This is a genomic window from Anaerococcus lactolyticus S7-1-13, assembly GCF_000758765.1.
In the GTDB taxonomy this organism is placed as follows: Bacteria; Bacillota; Clostridia; order Tissierellales; family Peptoniphilaceae; genus Anaerococcus; species Anaerococcus lactolyticus.
In genome coordinates this window covers 1-22,037 of the sequence record NZ_JRMW01000018.1, presented here as the reverse complement: position 1 = coordinate 22,037, position 22,037 = coordinate 1, and the positions used below count along the sequence as shown (strand labels likewise).

The following is a 22,037-nucleotide window of genomic DNA, read 5'->3' as shown; positions in this document are numbered from 1 at the left end:
AATTGTTTATAGTCATAATTTTTTATGTAATGCAATTACAAGGTATTAAGATTTAATAATAATTTATTTTGAATAAAGGGGGACAATTAATTATGCACGACTTTAAACCAGGCGAAAAAATCGAATTCAAGTTCGATTGCCAAATGCTAATCGCAAGAACTGACACAGACTTAGACGAAGACGAAATCTTCGACTATATTTCAGACAACCTAGAAGGTGACAGCCTTCTTGCAGTTGGAGATGAAGATTTAATCAAAATCCACTTCCACTCCAACAAACCATGGGAAGTCCTAGAATACGCAGCAAGCCTCGGCGACATCCACGACATAATCGTAGAAAACATGCAAAGGCAAGCCGACGGTCTTCAAGGCTAAAACCAAAAAGAGAGCTCGTGAAAGCTCTCTTTTTTATTTCTATTCTAGACTAGGTTCAAATTTTTTATTCACACATCCATGATTTTATAATAAATACCCCAGACTTATCAATTATTATCTTTAACCATAATAATCCTTTGAAATCAAAGAACAACTCAAACCTCCATCACGAACGCAGTGAGAGATCTCCATCGTTCTCTACATCAAGGGTTCCGTAGTTGCATCGTTATTATCTTAATCCTTCATAATTAACCATAAAAAACCCGATGCATGCGAGAACCCAATTCAGCAAGAACTATAGAGACCTCTCGTCGCCTTGCTCCTCGAGGTGGGAGTCTGTAATTCGTACTTTACGGCGGGATTTGTTATTCTGACTTTCTTACAAAGTTTAATGCTACTTATTATATAAAAAAGTTAATCCTCATCCCTAATTCATGAGACTACTCAGAAATCTTGGTCTGTCTCAAAATGACGCAATACACTTGATTTTACCACATGAAGGCCTTGCAATCATAGTCTGCTACTTCGCTTAGGCCCAGTTTCTTATAAAAACTTTTTGTCTTTTCTGTGTCGTCTGTCAAGAGGATAAATTGACGGATTTGCTTATTTTCTTGCATGATTTCTTTTAATAAGTAACTACCAAAGCACTGGCCCTGGTAGGCTTTTAAAATCAATAGGTCTTGGAGGTAGCAAATTGTGGCCCCATCGCCTATTGTCCTTGCAAGTCCGATTAATTTTTCCCCGTCCCATAGGGTCCACACTTTTAGGGAATTTTCTATTGCCTTCATCAAAAGATCTGGCTCATCTGTGTAGGAAGTCCATCCTGCGTCTTCATAAAGAGCCAAGACTTGGTCTCTTTCTGGTATTATTCCAACTTTTATTTCCATTTTCCTATCCTCCTAGCCCACATATTTACCATTATCCATCACAAAAGGTGGGCAGGTAGCTGGATCAGTATAATCTTTGAATTTTTCTTTTAAGTAATCGTAACAAGCCTTTTTTTCTGGGAATTTGATAGCTTGGTAAGGTTCTTCAAAGGAGATTTTTTCTACAAAAAGATATCCCCCTTCGATTTTTACAAGCACACCAATGTGGCCGATAAACAAATAGTTTCCATCCAAATTATCATGGATTACCACAGAAATCAAATCTGCCTTGGCAGGAAAAGACCAATATGCCAAGTAGTCTTCCATCACCTTGCCCTGCTTTATTGGCTCCTTAGAAGCATCCGTAGGCACCCTTGAGAAAAATTTCTTGAAAGCCTCTTCATTGTCCCTATCAAAAATCTTGCCTTCCTTGATTTTTTCCTCATCCATAAAGAGAATTTCATCATCAGCTGCACCTGATTTTCGCTCCTTCATATTGTCTATAGCAAGCAAGAAAGCATTAATCCTGCAATTAGTATCTGGAAATTTTTTCTCTGCCTTTTGCCTATTTTCAATCAAAACTCCAGAATCATAGCTAGGCTTTAAGTCCTCTTTGAAGTCCCCGATTAGGTTTTTTTCGCCAACGCTTTGATTGTAATCCTTAACCATAGCTAAAAACTTGTCAACATTCGCCGCTGCCATATCATTGTCAGCACCAAGGTTTTCTTTCAAAACCCCTTCCACAAATTTAAAACTGTCTTCATTCGCCATATTAGATAGACTTGCAGTTTTTATTTCAGTTTTCGCTTTGTTATCAGCTTTATCTGGCATATCTTTCTTGCCACAACCTGCAAAAACAGCGCCAAATATTATTAAACTTAGTAATATTTTTTTCATAATCCCTCCTTGAGGAATAAATTTTTTCAATTAGCATTTATATAATCGATTTTATTTTATCTCAATTCACTCACTTATGCCAATTTCTAGAGGGCTTCGCCCAAGTAAAACTTATGAAAACTCGTGCGACTATTATTAAAAATCACTTGCCATTTTTAAAAAATTGCCAGGGGTTAGAAAAGATTTTTATATTGATTTTGCAGGAAAAATAAATATAATGAATACAGTATAAGTAAATGAAAATTAAAGGATGATTTATGAATAAATTTAAGAAAACACTCGCAACAGCCCTTGCATGTGCCCTCACCTTTGGCATTGGAACTAAGGCTTTTGCGGATGAAGGAGTGAGAGGCCCATCGCTTTTTGAAATTTTGACAGGCGATACCGGTGGCTCCAAGATAGAAGAAACAAAAAAAGCTAGCAAAGAGTCTAGAGAAGAAGTCAATGATTATGAAAAAGATCCTAGCTACCAAGAAGAATTCAAGGCTCGCTACGACCTTTACATGAAAATTCTCGAAGCCAAGGTAATCGAAAAGGTTGACGAAAAGGGCTATATTGATATTTTAAATAAGAAAGCTGCAAGCAAGGAAGACCTTGAAAAAGTCACAGAAGACCTTACAAAAAAAATCAATGACTCAGGCGAAAAAGTCACCCTAGATGTTGATATTGACACAGTCAAGGAAGAAGTAAAAGACTACATACTTTATGGCAAGCTTTTGTTCCTAAACACACTTGATAAGTCAGACATCAAAAACCTCTACCTATTCTATGAGGCAAATGTCAATTCCTACAGCCTAACAAAGGCAGATGAAAATGGCAAAAAACCTTTCAAGCCTGTCCTCGAAGAAATCTACAAATACATCCTAGAAATTGACGAAAAAGTCAAGGAAAAAATTGATATAAGCGAAGAAGATAAGAAAAAAACTTCCGACCTCTTTGACAAACTAGAAAAAACCATCAAGGAAAATTCCGAAAAAATCCTAAGCCACCAAGCAACCAAACTTGTAAAAACATCATTTTTGACCAGTGGCAACAAGGAACCTGTCAAAAACCAAAATTCTGCCTTCTACAAATCAACAAGGCCAGGCATCAAAGAAGCCTACGAAAATCTAGAACCCAATCAAAGGGACTTCCTTGATCAGATAAACACAAACAACGACGACTATATATCAGACGAAGAAATCAAGGCCAACGGCCAATACACCCTTCCACTAGAAGACACAAACTTCATCAAACCATTCTATGGCAATGCTGAAGAAATAAAAAAATCAGTCGAACTAAGTACCACCCAGGTCCAAGGGCAAACCCCACAAACCACACCACCAACCACCACCCCACAAAATCCGGCAACTAGCCTACCAGAAACAGTGACCCTCTCCAAGGGCGACAACCAACTAGGCGCAGGAGATGAAAAATCAAAAGACGTCCCAACCACAGTAACCAAACCAGCCAGCCAAGTAAAAACCGGTATAAGAGGCGTAGGCTACTTGGGAATCGTCCTAGTATTAGCAATCATAGCCTTTGTGGTGTTAGGAAAGAAAAAAGAAAAATAAAGTCAAAAGGACCCACAAGGGTCCCTTTTTGCTTTACAAAATTCAAAAGTTTCTAATTGCCCACGATAAAATACTCAAGTATAGTGATAAAAAAATAATAAGGAGGACGTATGAAAAAGAAAATACTAGTAATCCTTGCCCTATGCTTGGTTTTCACAGCTTGTAAGGCTGATAAGGACCAAAATAAAGAAACTGAAAATAAACCAGTCCAAGAGGTCCAAAGCCAAGAAAAAGAAGAAGGCAAAGATAAAAAAGAAGACAAAGATAAAAAAGAAGGCAAAGATAAAAAAGAAGGCAAAGATAAAAAAGAAGCTGAAATAGATAAGGAGAAAGAAAAAACCGACGAAGAAAAACTCTCAAAAGACGAAAAAAATTCAGACTCAAAAATATTCTCCATGCTAGAAGACAAGGAATTTGTCGCCTACATCACCGACAGAAGCGATTTTATCTACTTCTACAAAGACGGAACATTTGATGGATGCACCTACTCTGGCGGACCCGAAAAAGTAGCCTGTCTATACACTGGCCGTTTTGGCAAGCCTAGGAAATTAGACGACAAATCCTATAGCCTCACTCTCGAAGAAATAAAATACCAAACCCCAACAAAGGGTAATATTGAAGGCAGCAAAACTAATGACGTATACTACCCATCCATATATTTTGACGAGTCCATGAAAGGCCAAGAATACATTGTCTACCTACCAGGTACAAACCTACACGACCTTGAACAAGTAGGTGTATCCCACGAACTTGGCTATGATGAAAATGTAAAAAATGGGGTAATAAATATGTACACAATAGCCAAAAATCCTGTGAAATCCCTAGATTATCCGGGAGAAGTAATCTTCATGGAAGAAGAAACCAACCGAAAATATTGGTGTGCCAAACCAGAATTAAAGAAAGAAGACCCAGAAAACAACTGTTTCCAAAAACTACTATTCGGAGACAAACCAAACCCTTATAAGGGAAAATTATAATAAAAAGGACCCACCAGGGTCCTTTTTTCTTGGCAAAAATTATCCAAAAATTTTCCAAAATGGCCTTTGAAAATAAAAACCAAATCAAAATCAAATTTAAAATTCGCTTATATTAGCAAAAACCAAAGTCAGCTAATCTTTGCTACGCCAACAAGAAAGACAAAAGCAAAATATTTAAAAATAAAAAGGCTGCAAGTCCTAAAGAGAACTCGCAGGCCTTTTTCTATCTGAGCTAAACTTATTTAAAACCATCCAAAACTTGAACCTTCTTATTCTTATCCAGATAATAAAGCTTGCCCTTAAAAACCCTATAACCATAGGCTTCCAAGTCTTTGGCGACAAAGTCTCCAGTCACGAAATTAAGTATATACATCTTGAACAAATAAGGATCCTTTTCAGGGTCAATGTTGGTCTGCAAAAGAGCATTTGGCCCAGCTGAGACAAACTCAGTACCTTCTTCTGTTGGGCAGTTAATGCCGTTAATATAACATTTGCCCTCATCATCAAACTCTATATCAAGAATATCGTAAAAATCATTGCCATCCTTGTCATATTTAACTGATGATAGCCATGTAAAGCCCTCTACATCCTTGACTTTTTCAGGCTCTTGGTCGTAGCCCTTAGTCAAATCAAGCCTATACATTGTTACCAAAAAGTCACCAGGCAAATCAAGTTTATTATAAAGAATTTCCTTGTCAGTAAAACCAATAGACTGCAAAAATTCATTTTCTTTCTTTATCTTAAGAGCCTCGAAAATATTGGTCTTGCCAGTTTTAAGGTCTATCTCACCATAGGCATAAAGATAACCAAATTTATTAAGGTCAGTATCGCCCATAAAATGCCCATAGACCTTATCGCCAACCATAGCAGATGGCAAAAATTCTTGGCCCTCAATCTTGTAAATTTCCTCAAAATCCTTACCATTAATCTTCATAAGAGTGCTAGAATTATCACCATTAATACCAAAGAGAAAAACATCATCAGACAAAGGAACAGGATAGGTATAAGTATCATCGCCAAGTTTCTTCACATCCTTAATGACATTAACAATCTCTCCATCCTTGACAGTAACAAGGTCATGATTAGAAAAGAAAAAATCATCCTCAGTCAAAGAGTCTTGATCTGAAACTTTTTCAACCTCCGCCTCCTTTTTATCCTCATCAGAAGCCTTCTCATCATCCTTAGCCTTATCCTCACTCACCTCGCTAACTTCATTAGCCCCATCATCAGCCTTATCAGCCCCATCACCACAAGCAGAAAGAAAAAAAGCCAAAACCAAAATCCACAAAAACTTCTTCATAAAAACTCCTTAAAAAAATAAAATTGTAATACCCCTGTCCCGCAAAAACAAGGATAAAATCCACACACAAACATTTTCCTATTGTCTTTATTACAGCATAGTTTATTGGGGTGATGCAATGAAAAGTTATGGTAAATATGGAATAACTACAGACATCCCCTCTTTAGAAAACCAATATTAGATAAAAATACAAGCTCTTATAAGAGATAATAGAAAATTATGTAAAATAAAAAGGACCTAATGGTCCCTTTCTATGGGAATATTAGAAACTATCAAATTATTCGTTCCAAAAATGATACATTGGATATTCTTTAAATTTATTTCGCTCATCATTTGACATCTTATTAAAAAATCTCTCTGCTTGTCTTTGTTGACCTAATAATAGGTAAGCACCAACCATGTATTGTTTGTTATCAGAATTATTTTCTAAAATCTCATACAATTCATCTTCCTCTTCATCAGTTAAATCTCTTTGCCTCTTATAAACTTGAAGAAGATTCATAGTTTTAATTTCATCTTCTAGCTCATCATCAGGTGCTTCTTTTATCCATAAAGCAAAATTATTACAGGCCTCTAATATTTTCACTTTTCTTTTTCTTTCCGCAATATCAGCCGCCGCTAGTAACTCTAATAGAAAATCATTTGCAATTGAAAATGTTATACTATTATGCTTAACCTTCTTAAAATCTAAAACTATCTTATCGAAATCAATGTTGCTAGCAGTCAAAAAATCATTTTTATTTAATATAACAAATTGTGATACATCAAATGATTCGCTCTTATTGCCATTTTTACAATATGTAGAAGGTAAATATCTATCAAAAAAATTATGAACTTTATATTCATTTTTAGTTTTTGTCTCTTCAAAATATAAATAAAATTTAAGCCCACCTACACAAACATAGGATACAGGACTCTTAAGATTATCAATTCCTTTTATACTTTTATCATATATAAAGGCATCAATTAACATATTTAGATAATTCATATCTTTTTCATCTAAATCATCAAGACATATGTCATCATCGCAACCTAATATATCAAGAACTTTAACGGCATCTTTTGCAAAAGCTAAATTTTGATTTAGTTTTTCAGTATCATAATTTTCATAAAGTATTTTATCTTTATCTATTGCAATTTCTTCATCATTGATTTTAAAATAACCTGCTTCCAACATCTTTAGATTAAAATCAAGATCTTTTGCTAAGATCCTAGCTTTATCAGAAATTTCATAACAAATCTTAAACTTATCTTCCATGTCTTTAAAAATTAATTTTAAGCTTTCTCCAATACATAATGTAATCCCATCAATTTTACGGATTATTCTCATCTTATCGTAATAAGTTTTATTATCTATTGATATATTACAGTCTATATAATTACTTATTGTGTTAACTTTAGGTAAAGCATTAATCGGTATAAGTGTTGAATTGCCCTCTTTTTTAGCATAAAAATATATCTCGTTTTCTAGTAACATTTTATAGGATACTGGTTTTGTGATTGATACAAGAGGAATAATTATTTCCTCAATACTTTTTATTTTACCAATTTCTTCTATCTCTATATAGTCGATTCGCCTAAAACTTGTTTGTCTTTTACAATCATTATGAAAATTTAATAATATATTCTCTTTTTTATTATTATCTAGAGGAAAATTTTTCAACCTAATAGATTTTGTCTTTTGCTCCACTACATTTTCTAATATCCTTTCTAATTTAATTGGTGTTAAAGCATTATAGTATATCTTTTTTTTCATATTATTAGGATTGATATATACCATAAACAAAAAACAACCGCCGTCTGTGAGATAATTTCTTAAGTCCGAAACTTTCATCTTGTATGAAATTTCATTTTTTGATTGTTTGCTTTCTCTTTTGCCCTTCACTTGAACCGTAACTTTACCCAAAATCTTAGATTTATCTCCTTTTTTATCTCCATAAATAATAATAGACCCATCCCAAGATGGCTCCTTATCATTATCAGAAATAGATTGCTCCAAATGATCGGTAATCGTAATACATTCTCTGACTGCATTAACTGATAATGTCTCTATATCTTTATTATTCATTATTACACCTCCTTGGTAATATAGTCCAAATTAAATCAAAACTTTATCTTAATAAAATTGTACCTTTAACGTCTATAAAGGTCAAAGATGGTTAAAGATTTTTCTATTTAACTTTGTTGGCTTAAATGATATAATAATTATTAAGTGAGAATATTATAAAAATAATATTTGTGAATAGATTTGAGGTTATTATGGAACAACCGTTGATTGATTTTTCTTCTTATCCTTTGAAAATTGCTCTAAAGCGTTTGCTTAAGGATAAGTCTACTAAAAAGAATATTATATGGGCGACTAATACCTATGAACATTTTGGAGATAGTTTTAATGATAGGGCTCAGATTAGTGAGGCTGTGTTTGCGCATGGTTTTGCCCTAGAACCTAGGACTAGCAAGTCGGCTGATACCCAGCTTGAACGTACTAGAAAGAAGGCTGAAGTCTACACTCCTAGCTGGGTTGTCAATTTTATGAATAATTATTGTGACCAAGTTTGGTTTGGAAGAAAAGATGTCTTCAATGTCCAAAATGGAGAGACTTGGGAGCCTGTTAGGGATAAGATTACTTTTCCTGAAGGAAAAACCTGGCAGGACTATGTCGATTCTCCTAGGCTTGAAATAGCCTGTGGAGAAGGGCCTTATCTGGTTTCTAGGTATGATGTGGCGACAAGTGACCTTATCAGACACACTATTAATAGGATAGGGATCCTCGATAGGAAGCTTAGGATAGTTAATGAAAATACAACCAACAAGGAATATTGGATAGAATGGGCCATTCGTGCTGTCCAGGCCTCTTATGGTTACGAATACCAGGGCGATAGCCTTTTGATTGCTAGGATAAATGTCCTTTTGACCTTTGTGGACTATTATGAAAAGCGATGGGATGAGGATGTAGATGAAAATATTCTTAAAAAGCTCGCTAACATAATCTCTTGGAATCTCTGGCAGATGGATGGGCTAACAGATACTGTACCCTTTGGCGCACCTGTGGGCGAGCCTGATCAGATGAGTTTTTTGGAAGTAAGTGAAGTAGAAGAAAGCCAACCTGTGGCCTGTAGGATTTTTGATTGGAAGGCCAACAAGTCCCAAACTTTTGCATCAATGAAGGAGAATATATGAAAAAATTTGATTTTGTGGTGGGGAATCCACCTTTTGATGAAGAAACAGAAAATAATGGAAGAAGAAAACCTCTTTATCATTTATTTATGCAAGGTTCATATGAAATTGGAAATACAATAATATTAATTCATCCGTCAAGATTTTTATTTAATGCAGGTCAAACTCCAAAAAATTGGAATAGGGAAATGTTAAATGATAGACACTTTAAGGTCTTAAAATATGAAGAAAATCCAAGAGTATTTTTCCCAATGAATGAAATAAAAGGCGGCGTAGCGATAACTATTAGGGATAAAAACAAAGATTATGAGAAAATAGGAATTTTTACAGGTTCAAATATTGTTGATGCTATTTTAAATAAAGTTACTAGTAAAAAAGAAATTCCATTATCTGATTTCATATCAAAAGGTGTTCCATATAAATTTACAGATGAAATTAAAGAAGATTATCATAATTATGATCAAATGATAAGCAAATCCTTTGATTTAAGAACTAACGTTTTCGACAATTTAAATGATATTATTTTCTTTTCTAATAGTGAAAATATTAATAATCCTATAAAGATATATGGCTTATTCAATCAGAAAAGAGTTAGCATGTACGTAAACTCTAAATATATCAGCAAGCCAAAAAACTTTAATTCTTATAGATTGTTAATTCCAAAAGCTGTTGGTTCAGGAAAATTTGGTGAATCTTTTCCTGATATGATAATAGCTAACCCTAATGAAGGACATACTCAATCTTTTTTATCTATTTATAGCTTTAACAATGAAAAAGAAGTTGAAAACCTTGAAAAATATATCAAAACTAAATTTAGTAGAACTTTATTATCTATATTAAAAGTAACTCAGGATATAACACCTAGTAAATGGAAGTACGTCCCACTCCAAGATTTCACAGAAAATTCCGACATTGACTGGACTAAGTCTATTCCTGAAATCGACCAGCAATTATACAAGAAATATGGATTGAGTCCTGAGGAGATTGACTTTATCGAAGAGAAAGTACAGGAGATGGAATAATGACTGAAGCAAAGATTTCTACTACCAAGGAAGTTATACCTGTCTGCTATGCCTATACTACCCCAGAACTTAGAAAGCATGACGGTTGGACCAAGATAGGTTTTACCGAAAGGGATGCCGATAAAAGGATTAGGGAGCAGGTATACACTTCTGATGTTGATTATAAATTAGAATGGGCAAATAATGCCGTCTATGAAGGTTCTAATGAAACCTTTGGCGATTCAGATTTTCATAAATATTTAATTAATCTTGGTTTTAAGCGAAAGGAAAGTAAGGAGTGGTTTGAAATTGAACCAGACCTTGCTGAGTTTAATTTTTTCAAATTTAGAAAAACCCGTGGTCTTATAGAATCAGACGAAAAGCCAGCTCCTTATAAGCTAAGAAATGAACAGGCAGATGCTGTTTCTATGACAATGAATTATTTCAAATCCCATGATAAGGGTGAATTTCTATGGAATGCCAAGCCACGTTTTGGCAAGACTCTGGCTTGTTATGACCTTTATATGAAGATGGGTTTTGAGAAAATATTGATTGTTACAAACAGACCTGCCATTGCTAATTCTTGGTATGATGATTTTGTTAAATTCATAGGTCCCGCTAGTGGCTATTTCTTTATTAGCCGTGTTGATGCCCTTAAGGATAAGAAGTTTGTCTTGACCAGGGAAGAATATATGGACAAAGTAGACCTTGATAAGACCAAGGGCTTTATAGAATTTGTAAGTCTTCAGGACCTTAAGGGGTCAATCCACTTTGGTGGAGACAAGGTAAAACTTGAGGAAGTCGCCAAGACTAATTGGGATATACTCATCATCGACGAGGCCCACGAGGGTGTGGATACCTACAAGACCGACCAGGCCTTTAACCAAATTACAAGGGCTAATACCCTCCATCTTTCCGGAACACCTTTTAAGGCCCTTGCTAATTTCAAATTTGAAGATGACGCTATCTATAATTGGACCTATGCTGATGAACAAAGGGCAAAAAGGGATTTTATGGGCGAAGATTTAGAGGAAAATCCTTACGCAACCTTGCCAAGACTTAATCTTTTCACCTATCAAATCTCAGATATCATCAGAGATGAGCTTGATGATGGGATAGATCTTGACGGAGAAAATGTAGAATACGCCTTTGACCTTAATGATTTTTTCTCAACAGATGAGAGGGGAGCCTTTATCTATAGTGATGATGTGGACAAGTTCCTAGATGCCTTGACTGATGAAAAGAGAACTAAGTTTCCATTTTCCACACCTGAGCTTAGAGATGAAATAAAACATTCTTTTTGGATATTAAACAGGGTTGATTCTGCCAAGGCTCTTAAAAGAAAGCTTGAATTAAACCCAGTTTTCAAAGAATACAAGATTGTCCTTGCCGCAGGTGATGGCAAAATAGATGATGAAGTAATTACAGAGGAGTCTTTGAACCGTGTAAGAGAAGCTATAAAATATTACGATAAGACCATTACCCTATCTGTTGGCCAACTTACTACAGGCATAACAGTGCCAGAGTGGACTGCAGTCCTCATGCTTGCTAATATGAAGTCACCTTCACTTTACATGCAAGCAGCCTTTAGAGCACAAAATCCTTGCCTATTTTCTAATGCCGGCAAACATTTTAGGAAGAAAAACGCTTATGTTTTCGACTTTGATCCTGCAAGAACCCTAGACATTTTTGAGCAATTTGCCAATGACCTTTCCCCTACTACTAGCGGTGGTGGCGGCGATGATGAGACTAGGAAAAAGCACGTCAGAGAATTACTTAACTTCTTCCCTGTTTATGGTGAGGATGAAAATGGGGTCATGATTGAGCTTGACGCTGAGAAAGTCCTTTCTATTCCAAGAAAGATTAAGGCTGTGGAAGTTGTAAACCGAGGCTTTATGTCAAACTTCCTTTTCGCAAATATTTCTAATATCTTTAGGGCTCCTCAAGCAATCAGAGATGCCTTAAATAAATTAAATTCATACAAGGAAGGCAAAAAAAGACCTATTGAAGTTGATGACGATACAGCTGATGAATTAGACCTTGACGAAAATGGTGAAGTAGATATACCAGAAGAAAAAATCATAGGGAAAGCTCAGGAAGTCTTTGGTAAAAAAATCTATGAAGAAATTGAAGATAGTATAAGCCAGGCTGAGTCTGATCTTATTATCAAAAAGACTCCGCAAAAAACAGAGCTTGAAGATTTTATAGATACTTATAGTAAACCAATAAGTAGTATTATTGTTAATGCTACCAAGGAAGTTTACAAAGAAGATATGACTAGGTCTACAGAAAAGAAAATACAAAAAAATATTGAAGATAAAGTTGATTCTATTGTAAGAAAAGAATATGAAGGCTACGAAATTGAAAAAAACAAAATAGAGCATTATAAAAATGAAGAACTTGCCGCTTCCAAATCATCAAAAGAATCAAGTGAGATTGAGAAAAAATACGATGATTTAAGTAAGGAAAAATACGACGAGTTTAGTAAAAAAGTTCAAGAATCACTTGCTAATTATAATATAATTGAGGATTCTAAAAGTATTGCTATAGCAACCATAGAAACCGACAAGAAAGAAAGAGAAAAGAAGACCGAAGAAGATACAATGAGAGATAAGCTCAGGGGCTTTTCTAGGACTATCCCTTCTTTCCTCATGGCCTATGGAGACGATAAGACTAGACTAGATAATTTTGATAAGATTATACCTAATGATGTTTTCCTTGAAGTGACATCTATAAGTATAGATGAATTTAAGATGCTAAGAGACGGCTATGATTATATGGACGAAGAAACTGGTGAAATGAAACGCTATGAAGGTCATCTTTTCAACGAACGTGTCTTTGATGACTCTGTTAAGGAATTTTTGAGCAAAAAAGTAAAACTTTCCAATTATTTCGACCCAGAAGTAAAAAGGGATATTTTCGATTATATTCCAGCTCAGAAAACCAACCAAATATTTACTCCAAGAAGAGTTGTAAACCAAATGCTAGACCTTCTTGAGAAGGAAAATCCTGGTTGTTTTGATAACAAAGACTTTACCTTTATAGATCCATACATGAAGTCAGGCCTCTATGTGGCAGAAATCGTAAAAAGATTATACAGAAGTGAAAAAATCAAAGAAGCCTTCCCAGATAATAAGGAAAGGCTAAATCATATCTTTGGCAAGCAAGTCTACGGCCTTGCTCCAACAGAAATAATCTATAAAATAGCCTGCAATTTTGTCTTAGGTTTTGCTGATGATATAGAAATTGAAAAACATAATTTGAAGCTCCTAGACTCTCTAGATAGTATTCAAAATGACAAATTTGAAGAAGATTTAGTTGAATTATATCCAGAGTTAAGGGATTAATCAAAAATATGAAAGAGGACTTATGTGGTCCTCTTTTTGCTTTATTTTAGATTAGTTTAGATGAATTTTTATATATTTTACTCTGCTTAGGCAACTTTTAGGGATTTCCTAATAGTTCAACTCTTAAGTATTTCTTAATAGTTCAGTTATTAAGAAATACTTAATAAGTGGATGGGGGCTTCTTCGGTTATTCTGGTCCTGGGTTTATGGGATTCTTCGCTTCGCTCAGAATGAATTTAATGACGACGGTGGTTGTATTTTTCCCCAACAAAAAAATCCCCTCCATCCGTATTCCGGATTTTGGGGTTCAGGTCACTCTCGTGGAACTTCATTTAATTGTTTATCATATTTTCGATTGTTTCTATAGATTGCCTATAGGAAGCACTTTCTATGTCCGGTTTGGTTGGGTCTTCTTCGTTGATTTCACCTGATGGGTCGTAGCCTAGGGTGTTAGTGTAGGTAAAGACAAGCCCTGAGTTTGGTAGGACTGAATTTATTACCCCGAGAGTAATCCCGTCGCCTCCGGTTTGAGTGCCAACTATGGTGGCAAATTCTGTATGTTTGATGAAGGATGCAAAGCCTTCTGCCGCTGAAAATACATTTTCATCTACCAAAAGAAATATTGGCCCTTCGTAGCCATTATCCCTCTTTGTTTCATCAGGATTTATCGTGATTGTATCCTTGATATAGTAGGCAAAGTCCTTTAGATCTTCGGCGTGGTCGAGCCTTATGCCTGTTATGTCAACATTTGAAAGATTTTCCATGTTGAGGGTGTTATCTTGCAAAAGAAGCCTGGTTTTAGCTGAGTCTTTGAAAAACATATGGTTTATGACTTGCTTAGGATTTTTGGTTAATTTTGGCAAGAGGAAACTCTGCCAATATTCCATGTTGCCACCAACATTATTTCTAATATCAATGACTAGCGCCTTGTACATATGTTTATTTCTCAAAAATTCATCTAGAACCTTTTGGTCCTTTTCATTATTCATATCACCCATCTGGGAAATTTTCAAAATCGCAAGGTCCCCATGGTCTTCAAGACTAATATTTGCCTTGCCATCGCCCTTGGACTTTTTTTCCTGCTTTCTTTTGACACTTGCCGATGCACTTTGAGATTGGACACCTTCTAACCCATACCTATTTCTCACTACCTGCCTATTTAGGTTTAAAAATTCATAGTAGATTGATGGTTGGTTCCAATTTTGAGAATAGTATTTCAAGGTCTGATCTACATATGCCGAGTCGGCGATTTTGGCGTGGTAGTTGTGCAAGTCTGCCATGACTTCATTGAGGACTTTTATAAATTCCCCGTCATTTTTGCAAGCTCTCACCTTTTTTAAGTAGGCATCGTGGTTTTTGAGAAAGTCAACTTCGTATTTACGTTTGAGAACTCCAAAAAAAGGATAAGATTCCTTTAATTCCTTAAATAGGTATTCAAAGTCGCCAACCATCTCCGCATTTGTAAGTTTTTTTGGATTTTCAAAGCTTGCTAGCTGAAGGTGGGGTGGCTCTTTGAGGTCCTTATACCATTTTAAATATTCATCAACACTAAAATCGGTAATATTTTCTGGATAAAAAACCCCTGTATGAGTGTCCATAGTCTTGCCAGTATTTTCCTTGGCAAGTTTTTTTCTTTCAAGATAGGCCATTCTTCTTTTGACGCAAGAAGTTGAGATAAGCATAAGAGCGACAAAGAATGTAGCTAGTAAGTATTTCCTAAGCCTTCTCATTGAAGTCTCTCCTCATTGCAAAGTCCCTCTTAAATATGTCAAAGATAATGGCAATATTGCCCAAAGGATTGACTAGGGAATAGATTACTAAAAGTCCTGTCAAGACAAAGAGCCTTCTGTCCTCATAGCGTTTGATTACTGTTGGTTTTTTCCTCACACTAATACTACTTATCCCAATAATGATGGCCAAAAATCCAAAGATTTTTTCGAGGATTTCCTTATAATAGAAGCCAAAACCAATAATACCTATGCCAACCAAAATCCAAATAATGGATGAGGCGAGGTTGATTTTATTATATTTTTTTAAGTCTGTGATTTTTTTCCTTTTTCTCATATCATAGGTCCAAATTTGGATAAACTTTCATAAAGGTGGTGTCACGCACGCCATCCTTGTAGTCTAGGTAGCCTGCCATGGCAATCATTGCTGCGTTGTCTGTGCAAAGGATGAGGTCTGGGTAGTAAAACTTGATGTCTCTTTTCGCTAGTTCTTCTTCCATCCTCGCCCTAAGCCTTGAATTGGCTGCAACACCACCAGATATAGCGAATTGTTTGTAGCCAGTTTCCTCTAGGAGCATGAGAGATTTTTCAACTAGGACATCTACCACTGCATCCTGAAAAGATGCCGCTAGGTCTGCCTTATTTATCTCTTCTCCCTTTTGTTCCTCGTTGTGGGCATAGTTTAAAACTGCTGTTTTAAGGCCCGAAAAAGAAAAATCGTAGGAACCTTTTTCAAGCATGACCCTTGGAAAATCAATAGCTTTTGGATTTCCTTTCTTGGCAAGCTTATCGATTTTTGGACCACCTGGGTAGCCGAGTCCGATTTTCCTTGCGACCTTGTCGAAAGATTCGCCAGCAGCATCGTCCCTGGTCGAACCCACAACTTCTATATCATTATAGTCCTCCACCTTACACAAATATGTATGGCCTCCTGATACAACTAGGCAGACAAAGGGTGGTTTTAAGTCCTTATTTGAAAGATAGTTTGCACAAATGTGGCCCTTCATGTGGTTGGCACCCACAAGGGGAAGGCCAGTTGCAAGAGCTAGAGCCTTGGCAGCAGATATTCCTACCAAAAGTGAACCAATAAGACCTGGCCCCTTGGTTACAGTTATCAAATCTAAATCAGCATAGGTGATATTTGCCTCTTCCAAAGCTTTATCTATCAAAGGATTTATGGCTTCGAGGTGTTTTCTTGATGCGATTTCTGGCACCACACCACCAAAAAGAGCGTGGATGTCGATTTGACTTGATATTAAATTTGTTAAAACTTCTCTTTCGTTTTTCAAAATTGCCACAGAAGAATCATCGCAAGATGTCTCTATAGCAAGGGTATAAAAATCTTTCATAAAAGAGTCCTTATCATATTATAGGCGTCTTCGCCTGTTTTTTGATAGTAGTTTTTCCTTGTAGACTGGATGTTGAAACCATATTTTTGATAGAGGTTTACTGCAGCTTCATTTCTTGTTGAGGCTTCAAGCCAGATTTCTTTGGCTCCATTATCCTTCGCAACTTGTATCAAATGCTCCAAAAGCTCTGATCCAATTCCCTGGCCCCTGTAGTCCTTATCAATTGCTATAGTGAATATTTCAACCAAGTCTGATATGCAGGAAATTATGTAAAAACCAATAACCTTCCCGTCTTTTTCGTAGACAAAATGTTTGAGGAAGGAGTTTTCTTCAAATTCTTTTAGAAGTCTTTTTTTGCTCCAGGGTTCAAAAAACGATTCATTCTCAATCTGATAGACCCTGTCAGCGTCTTCAAGATTCATTTTTCTAATCATTTCTTTTTAAACTCCCTTTCTGCTTGGCTTTTTCTAAGATAGTTTGGGCTGATTTCATATAGAGGCCTCGCCTCTAAGCCTTCTTCTTGGGCAAGCCTTATAAGGTTTTTGCCTATACAGTTATTAAGGTTGATTGGTGCCTTAAAGGCCCTTTCAAACTTATCAAAATACTTATCATTTAAAAGACCAATCATTTCTATCTCAAGGCCTTTTTCGTTTACAATTTTTGCCAAATCGTCAATTTCATAAAGATTTTCTGGTATGATTTCCTCTAAATTTTGATCATATAATCCAGCATAGACCCTGGTTGCTCTCGCATCAATTAGGGCAAGCTTCACTCTTTGGGAAATTGATCCTGCTGCCATAGCTTTTAGGGTTGAGATAGTAAGAAGGTCTTTTTTTTCGACCTGGGCTAGGGTTTTGGCAATAGTCATGCCTATCCTAAGACCCGTAAAAGAGCCAGGCCCGTCAGCGATTACAAATTTATCAACGTCTGCCACCTTCATACCCAAGAGGTCTAGAAGATTTTCTATCATTGGCACCAGACTTTCTGAATGAGTCTTTGACTGGTTGACATTAAAGTCGCCTATAATTTCCTTATCATCTGCCACAGTCACAGTAGATATCATGGTTGATGTATCAATTGCCAAGTAAATCATTTATCTCTTTCGCCCTTTCTGTATCGTTGAGGATTGTTATTTCTCTAGTAGATGGCCCAAGCTTGTCTATCCTTATATTTATCATATCATCCGGCAAATAACCCTCGCCATTTTCTGCCCATTCTAGGAAAGTAATGGCAGATTCGGGATAAAAATAGGTCTCAAAGTCAATATCCAAGAGGTCATCAGGACTTTCAAACCTGTATAAGTCCAAGTGGTAGATACGTATATCTCCATCATAGATGTTGACTATGGCAAAGGTTGGCGAAGATGAATCGTATATATTAAAAAACCTTGCTAGAGAGTTTACAAGGGTGGTTTTGCCTGCACCCATGTCGCCAATTAAGTTTATAACATCGCCCTCTTTTAGGAGGGGCGCTAAGCTATATGCAAATTTTTCTAAATCATTTAAGTTTTCTATTACCATAAAAAGCCTTTCGTTCTAAATATTATACCACTTTTTTCATTAATAATTGTTTTTTTCACATTTTCATGCAAATTCAAAAAGCACCCAGGAGTAGGTGCTTTTCGTTAAACAGAATATTTTGTTGGATAATAATGTAAGATTACTTATTTTAGTTTCAAAATTGGAGAGACCCTCTTGTAGATTAGGTCTGTGACAAAGGCTGCTGCAGTACCCTTAACAATATTAAATGGAACTATTGAAAATAGCATAAGGCTAACATAAGACCTTACTAATGGGTTGCCTGGTACTTGGCCTGCAAAAGCGTTTAGGTCGACGCCCATTGCCTTACCATAGGCTGGGAATACTACAAAAGCATTTGAAAGTGTAGCTATAGCTGTCATTGCTATTACTCCACAGAATAGGGCAAAGATTGCAGTTTTCTTTGTCTTTTTATTTTTATAAATAGAAGCTGCTACAAAAACGAAGCTTGCACCAACTATAAAGTTTGATAATTCACCAACACCAACTGTTTGTGTCTTTGTTAGGTTGAGGATATTTTTAACTAATTGAATAGCAACTCCTGCCCAAGGTCCCATGGCAAAACCACCAACAAGGGCTGGCACGTCTGCGAGGTCCACTCTCATAAAAGGTGGGGCTATTGGAATTGGCACTTGGAAAAACATCAAAATAAAGGCAAGTGCTGATAAAATACCGATTTTAACTACGTTGTTCAATGAAATAGATTTTGTTTTGTTCATAATACCTCCCTTTGGGCAATAAAAAATGCCCACAAATCAGGGCACGAAAAAAGCTATAATATCTTCTTCCATCCAGACTATACTGTCGGTTTTGGAATTTCACCAAATCGGTCCTAGGACTCGCAGACTATAACTGCCGGTTAAGGAATTGCACCTTTCCCTGAAGAAGCAATGTCATTGCATTGCTAATATCTATTTAATTTCTGTTTATATTATATGAAAACTTTTGCTTTTTGTCAAATTTATTTTCTGGTCAAAGATTCAAGTGCCCACCTATATCCCTTGGCTGTGATGGTGTCGATAGGCTCTAGGTCTGCCTTCTTAAATTCAACTCTAATCTTTCTAATATGTTCTCTAACAGATCTTGGTGTTGTCGCTAGGTTTCTTTTTCCCATTTCCTCGACAATGTCTTCCTTGGATAAGATTTTTGCCATGTTGTGGATTAAAATTGAACAAATTTCAAGCTCTGACCTTGTAAGATCAAGAATCTTATTGCCCACTTTAAAGATACCATTCGCCTCATCTAGGGTGCATGCTCCAAGGTCTATCACTTCAGACTTGGATAACTCCTCCACCTTATTGAAAATATCATCAATAAATTCCTCACGTGTGTAAGAATGGATAACGAAATCCTTATCATCAAGCTCCTGCTCATAAGGATTTTTCTGATATCTTTCTGTTAGGTAGATAACAGGAATATTCATTTTTTGCTTTATGTACTGGATAAATTGAAGGCACCTATTATGAGTCATGTCCACAAGAATCAAGTCATAGATGCTACAATCCTTAAACAAAAGCTCGTCCATAGATTCAATTTTCTCAACAACAACCTCATTTTTATCAAAATGAGAATTTATTAAACTGGAAACTCCATTTTCATTTTCAATTGATGCTATTCTCATCTCTTCCTCTTTTCATATCACTGTATTAATTATCATATTACCTTAGTAAAATAAAGTCAATGATTTTTTTCGATTTTTTGTAATTATATTTATAAATAAATGAATCCAGATTAAGTTAAAGATTTAAATAGTTCATTTGCTATTTTTTTATAGATTAAGTCCGGCTATTCCTGTCCTTATCAAAAATTTTTTATGTAAATTTTTTTAAAAAAATAGATAAATTTTTGTTTGCTTATCTATAACTTATCTAGTGACAATTTATCCTAACAAAATTTTGAAAACCTGTCAAGAAAAATCTAAAAGACCTTGCAAGTATTATGCAAGGCCCTCAATTTTCTATATTATAGGTAATATTTTTTGATTACATTAAGCTCATCATCAAGTTCGTAAACAAGTGGTTGACCAGTTGGGATCTCTAAGTCCATGATGTCATCATCAGAAATCTTTTCAAGGTGTTTTGCTAGGGCTCTTAGGCTGTTGCCGTGAGCTGCTACAAGCACTGTTTCGCCTTCAAGAAGTTCTGGAGCGATTGAGTCAAAATAATATGGTAGCACTCTTTCAAGAGTAACTTTTAAGTTTTCAGCTCCTGGAATAACATCTTTTGGAAGGTGGGCAAACATTGGTAAATGTGCTTGTTTTTCCTTTTCTTCTTCAGAAATTTCTGGTGGAAGAGTATCATAAGATCTTCTCCAAATATGAACTTGTTCGTCACCATATTTTTCTGCTGTTTCTGCCTTGTTTAGGCCTTGAAGAGCACCGTAGTGTCTTTCGTTAAGTCTATAAGTTTTGCTTTGTGGAACATACATTTGATCAGAATATTCTAGAACAAAGTTACAAGTCTTGATTGCTCTTTTTAGAACAGATGTATGAGCGTGGTCAAATCTAATGCCAGCTTCCTTAATTTTTCTACCAGCTTCTTTGGCTTCTTCTACACCCTTGTCAGAAAGGTCTACATCTACCCAACCTGTAAACTTGTTAGCTAGGTTCCATTCACTTTGTCCATGTCTTACTAATACTAATTTTTTTGTCATTATCTTCTCCTAAGTTTTTCAAAAGCTTCTTTTTCTTCTTGCTTCGCTTTCATCGCTTCGTTCCTATTTTCATCTAGACTATCAATCCAATTTAGGGCTTTGGCTGTGCCTTTAATCACGCATTCCTGTGGATTTTCAGCAATTTTCACCCTAATTTGAAACTTCTCTTCTATCCTATCCTTAAGGCCAATTGTATTTGATGCTCCACCAGTTAAGATTATTTCCCTATCGAAAATATCTGATGCTAGCTCTGGTGGTGTCACTTCAAGAACCTTTTTGATTCCCTCTACAACCTTGTCAATCTCACCCCTAAGGGCATCCTTTAGTTCACTGACTGGTATATAAACCTTGGCTGGAAGAGCGTTGGTCACATTTCTACCCTTAACCTCAAAAGAATCTTCAGGGCCTAGGCTGTCAGCCGCTTCCTTAATAGCTTCTGCAGAAGTATCACCGATTAAAAGTCCATATCGAGACCTGATCATATCTTTAATAATCCTATCAAAGCTCCTACCTGCAGATTCAACTGACCTAGAGGCTATGATTTGTCCCATGGAAATAACTGCTATATCAGAGGTGCCACCACCTACATCCACAACCATAGTTCCCTTAGGATCTGTTATATCAACTCCTGCCCCAAGCGCAGCTGCAAGTGGCTCCTCAATAAGGTAAGTCCTGTGAGCTCCAGCATTTTCAGCAGCCTGGATGACGGCACGCTTCTCGACCTGGGTAGATCTTGCTGGCACACAAATTAAAAGATCAGGCTTAAAAAGAGACTTTTTAACAGACTTATTAAGGAAATAATCAAGCATCCTCTCGGTAGCCTTAAAATCTGCAATAACGCCTTCTCTCATAGGCATAATGCAAGAAACATTGCCACCAGCCCTCCCGATAAGCTTCTTAGCCTCACTACCCACAGCAAGGATTTCATCAGATAGGACATCAATAGCTATGACAGATGGTTCGTTTAAAACTATTCCTTTGTTATTAATAAAAACAAGCACACTTGCTGTACCAAGGTCTATAGCAACCGACCTTCTAAATCTTGACATCTTAATTCCTTTTCTATTATTACTTTTTGTTAGGCACTGAGCCTTATAAGTTTTTGCATTGGGCATTTGACCCTATGATTATATTATATTACTTTTTGTGAATTATTAAACTATTTTATAAAAAATTCGTCCGAGACGAAGCAATCTTTTTTTCGTTAATCCGAGATTAACTGTATCATCTATATTTTCTCAGTCATTTACATGACTGCTCAGTAACTGGGGGAACCCCA

General features: G+C 35.9%; 20 protein-coding genes and 1 riboswitch. Of the genes, 6 read left to right on the top strand and 14 right to left on the bottom strand.

Features of this window, described 5'->3' with window-relative positions; genetic code table 11:
* The first annotated feature begins 92 nt into the window (after nucleotides 1-92).
* Nucleotides 93-374: a dihydroxyacetone kinase gene (locus tag HMPREF1630_RS01195; RefSeq protein WP_037326307.1), complete on the top strand. Its 282-nt coding sequence runs from the start codon at nucleotides 93-95 to the stop codon at nucleotides 372-374.
* 488 nt (nucleotides 375-862) lie between these two features.
* On the opposite strand, the gene HMPREF1630_RS01190 is transcribed toward HMPREF1630_RS01195, so the two are convergent.
* Nucleotides 863-1,261 (bottom strand): GNAT family N-acetyltransferase, encoded by a 399-nt coding sequence (locus tag HMPREF1630_RS01190; RefSeq protein ID WP_052039339.1) that lies wholly within the window; start codon nucleotides 1,259-1,261, stop codon nucleotides 863-865.
* Nucleotides 1,262-1,273: 12 nt separating this feature from the next.
* Nucleotides 1,274-2,137 carry a DUF4300 family protein gene (locus HMPREF1630_RS01185; RefSeq protein ID WP_037326304.1) on the bottom strand — a complete coding sequence of 288 codons (864 nt, stop codon included), beginning with the start codon at nucleotides 2,135-2,137 and terminating at the stop codon, nucleotides 1,274-1,276.
* Nucleotides 2,138-2,394: 257 nt separating this feature from the next.
* Here HMPREF1630_RS01185 and HMPREF1630_RS01180 point away from each other — a divergent pair, with 257 nt between their 5' ends.
* Together HMPREF1630_RS01180 and HMPREF1630_RS01175 are read left to right on the top strand one after the other, a co-directional pair.
* Nucleotides 2,395-3,690 carry a hypothetical protein gene (locus tag HMPREF1630_RS01180; protein WP_037326301.1) on the top strand — a complete coding sequence of 432 codons (1,296 nt, stop codon included), beginning with the start codon at nucleotides 2,395-2,397 and terminating at the stop codon, nucleotides 3,688-3,690.
* A 110-nt stretch (nucleotides 3,691-3,800) separates the two neighbouring features.
* Nucleotides 3,801-4,667, top strand: a complete 867-nt coding sequence (locus tag HMPREF1630_RS01175; protein WP_037326297.1) for a hypothetical protein — start codon at nucleotides 3,801-3,803, stop codon at nucleotides 4,665-4,667.
* A gap of 238 nt (nucleotides 4,668-4,905) precedes the next feature.
* On the opposite strand, the gene HMPREF1630_RS01170 is transcribed toward HMPREF1630_RS01175, so the two are convergent.
* Together HMPREF1630_RS01170 and HMPREF1630_RS01165 are read right to left on the bottom strand one after the other, a co-directional pair.
* Nucleotides 4,906-5,967, bottom strand: a complete 1,062-nt coding sequence (locus tag HMPREF1630_RS01170) for a hypothetical protein (RefSeq protein ID WP_037326294.1) — start codon at nucleotides 5,965-5,967, stop codon at nucleotides 4,906-4,908.
* Between the two features lie 277 nt (nucleotides 5,968-6,244).
* Nucleotides 6,245-8,035 carry a DUF4365 domain-containing protein gene (locus HMPREF1630_RS01165; RefSeq protein WP_037326290.1) on the bottom strand — a complete coding sequence of 597 codons (1,791 nt, stop codon included), beginning with the start codon at nucleotides 8,033-8,035 and terminating at the stop codon, nucleotides 6,245-6,247.
* Nucleotides 8,036-8,226: 191 nt separating this feature from the next.
* Here HMPREF1630_RS01165 and HMPREF1630_RS09610 point away from each other — a divergent pair, with 191 nt between their 5' ends.
* From HMPREF1630_RS09610 to HMPREF1630_RS01150, 3 genes are read left to right on the top strand one after another with little or no spacing between them, the layout of a single operon-like run.
* Entirely contained in the window at nucleotides 8,227-9,147 is a 921-nt protein-coding gene (locus HMPREF1630_RS09610) for a hypothetical protein (RefSeq protein WP_037326287.1), read from the top strand.
* The gene (locus tag HMPREF1630_RS09605) at nucleotides 9,144-10,166 is read left to right on the top strand and encodes an Eco57I restriction-modification methylase domain-containing protein (RefSeq protein WP_037326284.1); all 1,023 of its coding nucleotides are present in this window, start codon (nucleotides 9,144-9,146) and stop codon (nucleotides 10,164-10,166) included. Before HMPREF1630_RS09610 ends, HMPREF1630_RS09605 begins: the two co-directional genes overlap by 4 nt.
* Nucleotides 10,166-13,492 (top strand): DEAD/DEAH box helicase, encoded by a 3,327-nt coding sequence (locus HMPREF1630_RS01150; protein WP_037326281.1) that lies wholly within the window; start codon nucleotides 10,166-10,168, stop codon nucleotides 13,490-13,492. Before HMPREF1630_RS09605 ends, HMPREF1630_RS01150 begins: the two co-directional genes overlap by 1 nt.
* Before the next feature lie 332 nt (nucleotides 13,493-13,824).
* Here the strand turns inward: HMPREF1630_RS01150 and HMPREF1630_RS01145 are convergent, their stop codons facing one another.
* The 10 genes from HMPREF1630_RS01145 to mreB all read right to left on the bottom strand — a co-directional run bounded on the left by HMPREF1630_RS01145 (nucleotide 13,825) and on the right by mreB (nucleotide 21,807).
* Nucleotides 13,825-15,222, bottom strand: coding sequence for a S41 family peptidase (locus HMPREF1630_RS01145; protein ID WP_037326278.1), 1,398 nt, complete (start codon nucleotides 15,220-15,222; stop codon nucleotides 13,825-13,827).
* Nucleotides 15,209-15,556 carry a hypothetical protein gene (locus HMPREF1630_RS01140; RefSeq protein WP_037326275.1) on the bottom strand — a complete coding sequence of 116 codons (348 nt, stop codon included), beginning with the start codon at nucleotides 15,554-15,556 and terminating at the stop codon, nucleotides 15,209-15,211. The genes HMPREF1630_RS01145 and HMPREF1630_RS01140 overlap by 14 nt, the downstream gene beginning before the upstream one ends.
* A gap of 1 nt (nucleotide 15,557) precedes the next feature.
* Nucleotides 15,558-16,568: a tRNA (adenosine(37)-N6)-threonylcarbamoyltransferase complex transferase subunit TsaD gene (gene tsaD, locus HMPREF1630_RS01135; protein ID WP_037326273.1), complete on the bottom strand. Its 1,011-nt coding sequence runs from the start codon at nucleotides 16,566-16,568 to the stop codon at nucleotides 15,558-15,560.
* Nucleotides 16,565-17,002, bottom strand: a complete 438-nt coding sequence (gene rimI / locus HMPREF1630_RS01130; RefSeq protein ID WP_004829184.1) for a ribosomal protein S18-alanine N-acetyltransferase — start codon at nucleotides 17,000-17,002, stop codon at nucleotides 16,565-16,567. The genes tsaD and rimI overlap by 4 nt, the downstream gene beginning before the upstream one ends.
* Entirely contained in the window at nucleotides 16,999-17,661 is a 663-nt protein-coding gene (gene tsaB, locus HMPREF1630_RS01125; protein ID WP_037326269.1) for a tRNA (adenosine(37)-N6)-threonylcarbamoyltransferase complex dimerization subunit type 1 TsaB, read from the bottom strand. The genes rimI and tsaB overlap by 4 nt, the downstream gene beginning before the upstream one ends.
* The gene (gene tsaE, locus HMPREF1630_RS01120; protein ID WP_004829186.1) at nucleotides 17,642-18,088 is read right to left on the bottom strand and encodes a tRNA (adenosine(37)-N6)-threonylcarbamoyltransferase complex ATPase subunit type 1 TsaE; all 447 of its coding nucleotides are present in this window, start codon (nucleotides 18,086-18,088) and stop codon (nucleotides 17,642-17,644) included. The genes tsaB and tsaE overlap by 20 nt, the downstream gene beginning before the upstream one ends.
* Nucleotides 18,089-18,231: 143 nt before the next feature.
* Nucleotides 18,232-18,825: an ECF transporter S component gene (locus HMPREF1630_RS01115; RefSeq protein ID WP_037326266.1), complete on the bottom strand. Its 594-nt coding sequence runs from the start codon at nucleotides 18,823-18,825 to the stop codon at nucleotides 18,232-18,234.
* A 56-nt stretch (nucleotides 18,826-18,881) separates the two neighbouring features.
* Nucleotides 18,882-18,997: riboswitch (FMN riboswitch) on the bottom strand.
* A gap of 70 nt (nucleotides 18,998-19,067) precedes the next feature.
* On the bottom strand, nucleotides 19,068-19,727 hold the full coding sequence (locus HMPREF1630_RS01110; RefSeq protein ID WP_004829188.1) for a winged helix-turn-helix domain-containing protein: 660 nt from the start codon (nucleotides 19,725-19,727) through the stop codon (nucleotides 19,068-19,070).
* 341 nt (nucleotides 19,728-20,068) lie between these two features.
* Nucleotides 20,069-20,758 carry a 2,3-diphosphoglycerate-dependent phosphoglycerate mutase gene (gene gpmA / locus HMPREF1630_RS01105; RefSeq protein ID WP_004829189.1) on the bottom strand — a complete coding sequence of 230 codons (690 nt, stop codon included), beginning with the start codon at nucleotides 20,756-20,758 and terminating at the stop codon, nucleotides 20,069-20,071.
* Nucleotides 20,758-21,807, bottom strand: a complete 1,050-nt coding sequence (gene mreB / locus HMPREF1630_RS01100; protein WP_037326258.1) for a rod shape-determining protein — start codon at nucleotides 21,805-21,807, stop codon at nucleotides 20,758-20,760. The genes gpmA and mreB overlap by 1 nt, the downstream gene beginning before the upstream one ends.
* Nucleotides 21,808-22,037 lie beyond the last annotated feature (230 nt).

Excerpts from the sequence above, each read along its gene's own strand:
- HMPREF1630_RS01170 (WP_037326294.1), bottom strand. The coding sequence starts at position 5,967 with ATGAAGAAGTTTTTGTGGATTTTGGTTTTGGCTTTTTTTCTTTCTGCT.
- HMPREF1630_RS01115 (WP_037326266.1), bottom strand. The coding sequence starts at position 18,825 with ATGAACAAAACAAAATCTATTTCATTGAACAACGTAGTTAAAATCGGT.
- HMPREF1630_RS09610 (WP_037326287.1), top strand. The coding sequence starts at position 8,227 with ATGGAACAACCGTTGATTGATTTTTCTTCTTATCCTTTGAAAATTGCT.
- tsaD (WP_037326273.1), bottom strand. The coding sequence starts at position 16,568 with ATGAAAGATTTTTATACCCTTGCTATAGAGACATCTTGCGATGATTCT.
- tsaE (WP_004829186.1), bottom strand. The coding sequence starts at position 18,088 with ATGGTAATAGAAAACTTAAATGATTTAGAAAAATTTGCATATAGCTTA.
- HMPREF1630_RS01110 (WP_004829188.1), bottom strand. The coding sequence starts at position 19,727 with ATGAGAATAGCATCAATTGAAAATGAAAATGGAGTTTCCAGTTTAATA.
- HMPREF1630_RS09605 (WP_037326284.1), top strand. The coding sequence starts at position 9,144 with ATGAAAAAATTTGATTTTGTGGTGGGGAATCCACCTTTTGATGAAGAA.
- HMPREF1630_RS01165 (WP_037326290.1), bottom strand. The coding sequence starts at position 8,035 with ATGAATAATAAAGATATAGAGACATTATCAGTTAATGCAGTCAGAGAA.
- HMPREF1630_RS01175 (WP_037326297.1), top strand. The coding sequence starts at position 3,801 with ATGAAAAAGAAAATACTAGTAATCCTTGCCCTATGCTTGGTTTTCACA.
- tsaB (WP_037326269.1), bottom strand. The coding sequence starts at position 17,661 with ATGATTTACTTGGCAATTGATACATCAACCATGATATCTACTGTGACT.
- HMPREF1630_RS01140 (WP_037326275.1), bottom strand. The coding sequence starts at position 15,556 with ATGAGAAAAAGGAAAAAAATCACAGACTTAAAAAAATATAATAAAATC.
- HMPREF1630_RS01190 (WP_052039339.1), bottom strand. The coding sequence starts at position 1,261 with ATGGAAATAAAAGTTGGAATAATACCAGAAAGAGACCAAGTCTTGGCT.
- mreB (WP_037326258.1), bottom strand. The coding sequence starts at position 21,807 with ATGTCAAGATTTAGAAGGTCGGTTGCTATAGACCTTGGTACAGCAAGT.
- HMPREF1630_RS01145 (WP_037326278.1), bottom strand. The coding sequence starts at position 15,222 with ATGAGAAGGCTTAGGAAATACTTACTAGCTACATTCTTTGTCGCTCTT.
- HMPREF1630_RS01185 (WP_037326304.1), bottom strand. The coding sequence starts at position 2,137 with ATGAAAAAAATATTACTAAGTTTAATAATATTTGGCGCTGTTTTTGCA.
- HMPREF1630_RS01195 (WP_037326307.1), top strand. The coding sequence starts at position 93 with ATGCACGACTTTAAACCAGGCGAAAAAATCGAATTCAAGTTCGATTGC.
- HMPREF1630_RS01180 (WP_037326301.1), top strand. The coding sequence starts at position 2,395 with ATGAATAAATTTAAGAAAACACTCGCAACAGCCCTTGCATGTGCCCTC.
- rimI (WP_004829184.1), bottom strand. The coding sequence starts at position 17,002 with ATGATTAGAAAAATGAATCTTGAAGACGCTGACAGGGTCTATCAGATT.
- HMPREF1630_RS01150 (WP_037326281.1), top strand. The coding sequence starts at position 10,166 with ATGACTGAAGCAAAGATTTCTACTACCAAGGAAGTTATACCTGTCTGC.
- gpmA (WP_004829189.1), bottom strand. The coding sequence starts at position 20,758 with ATGACAAAAAAATTAGTATTAGTAAGACATGGACAAAGTGAATGGAAC.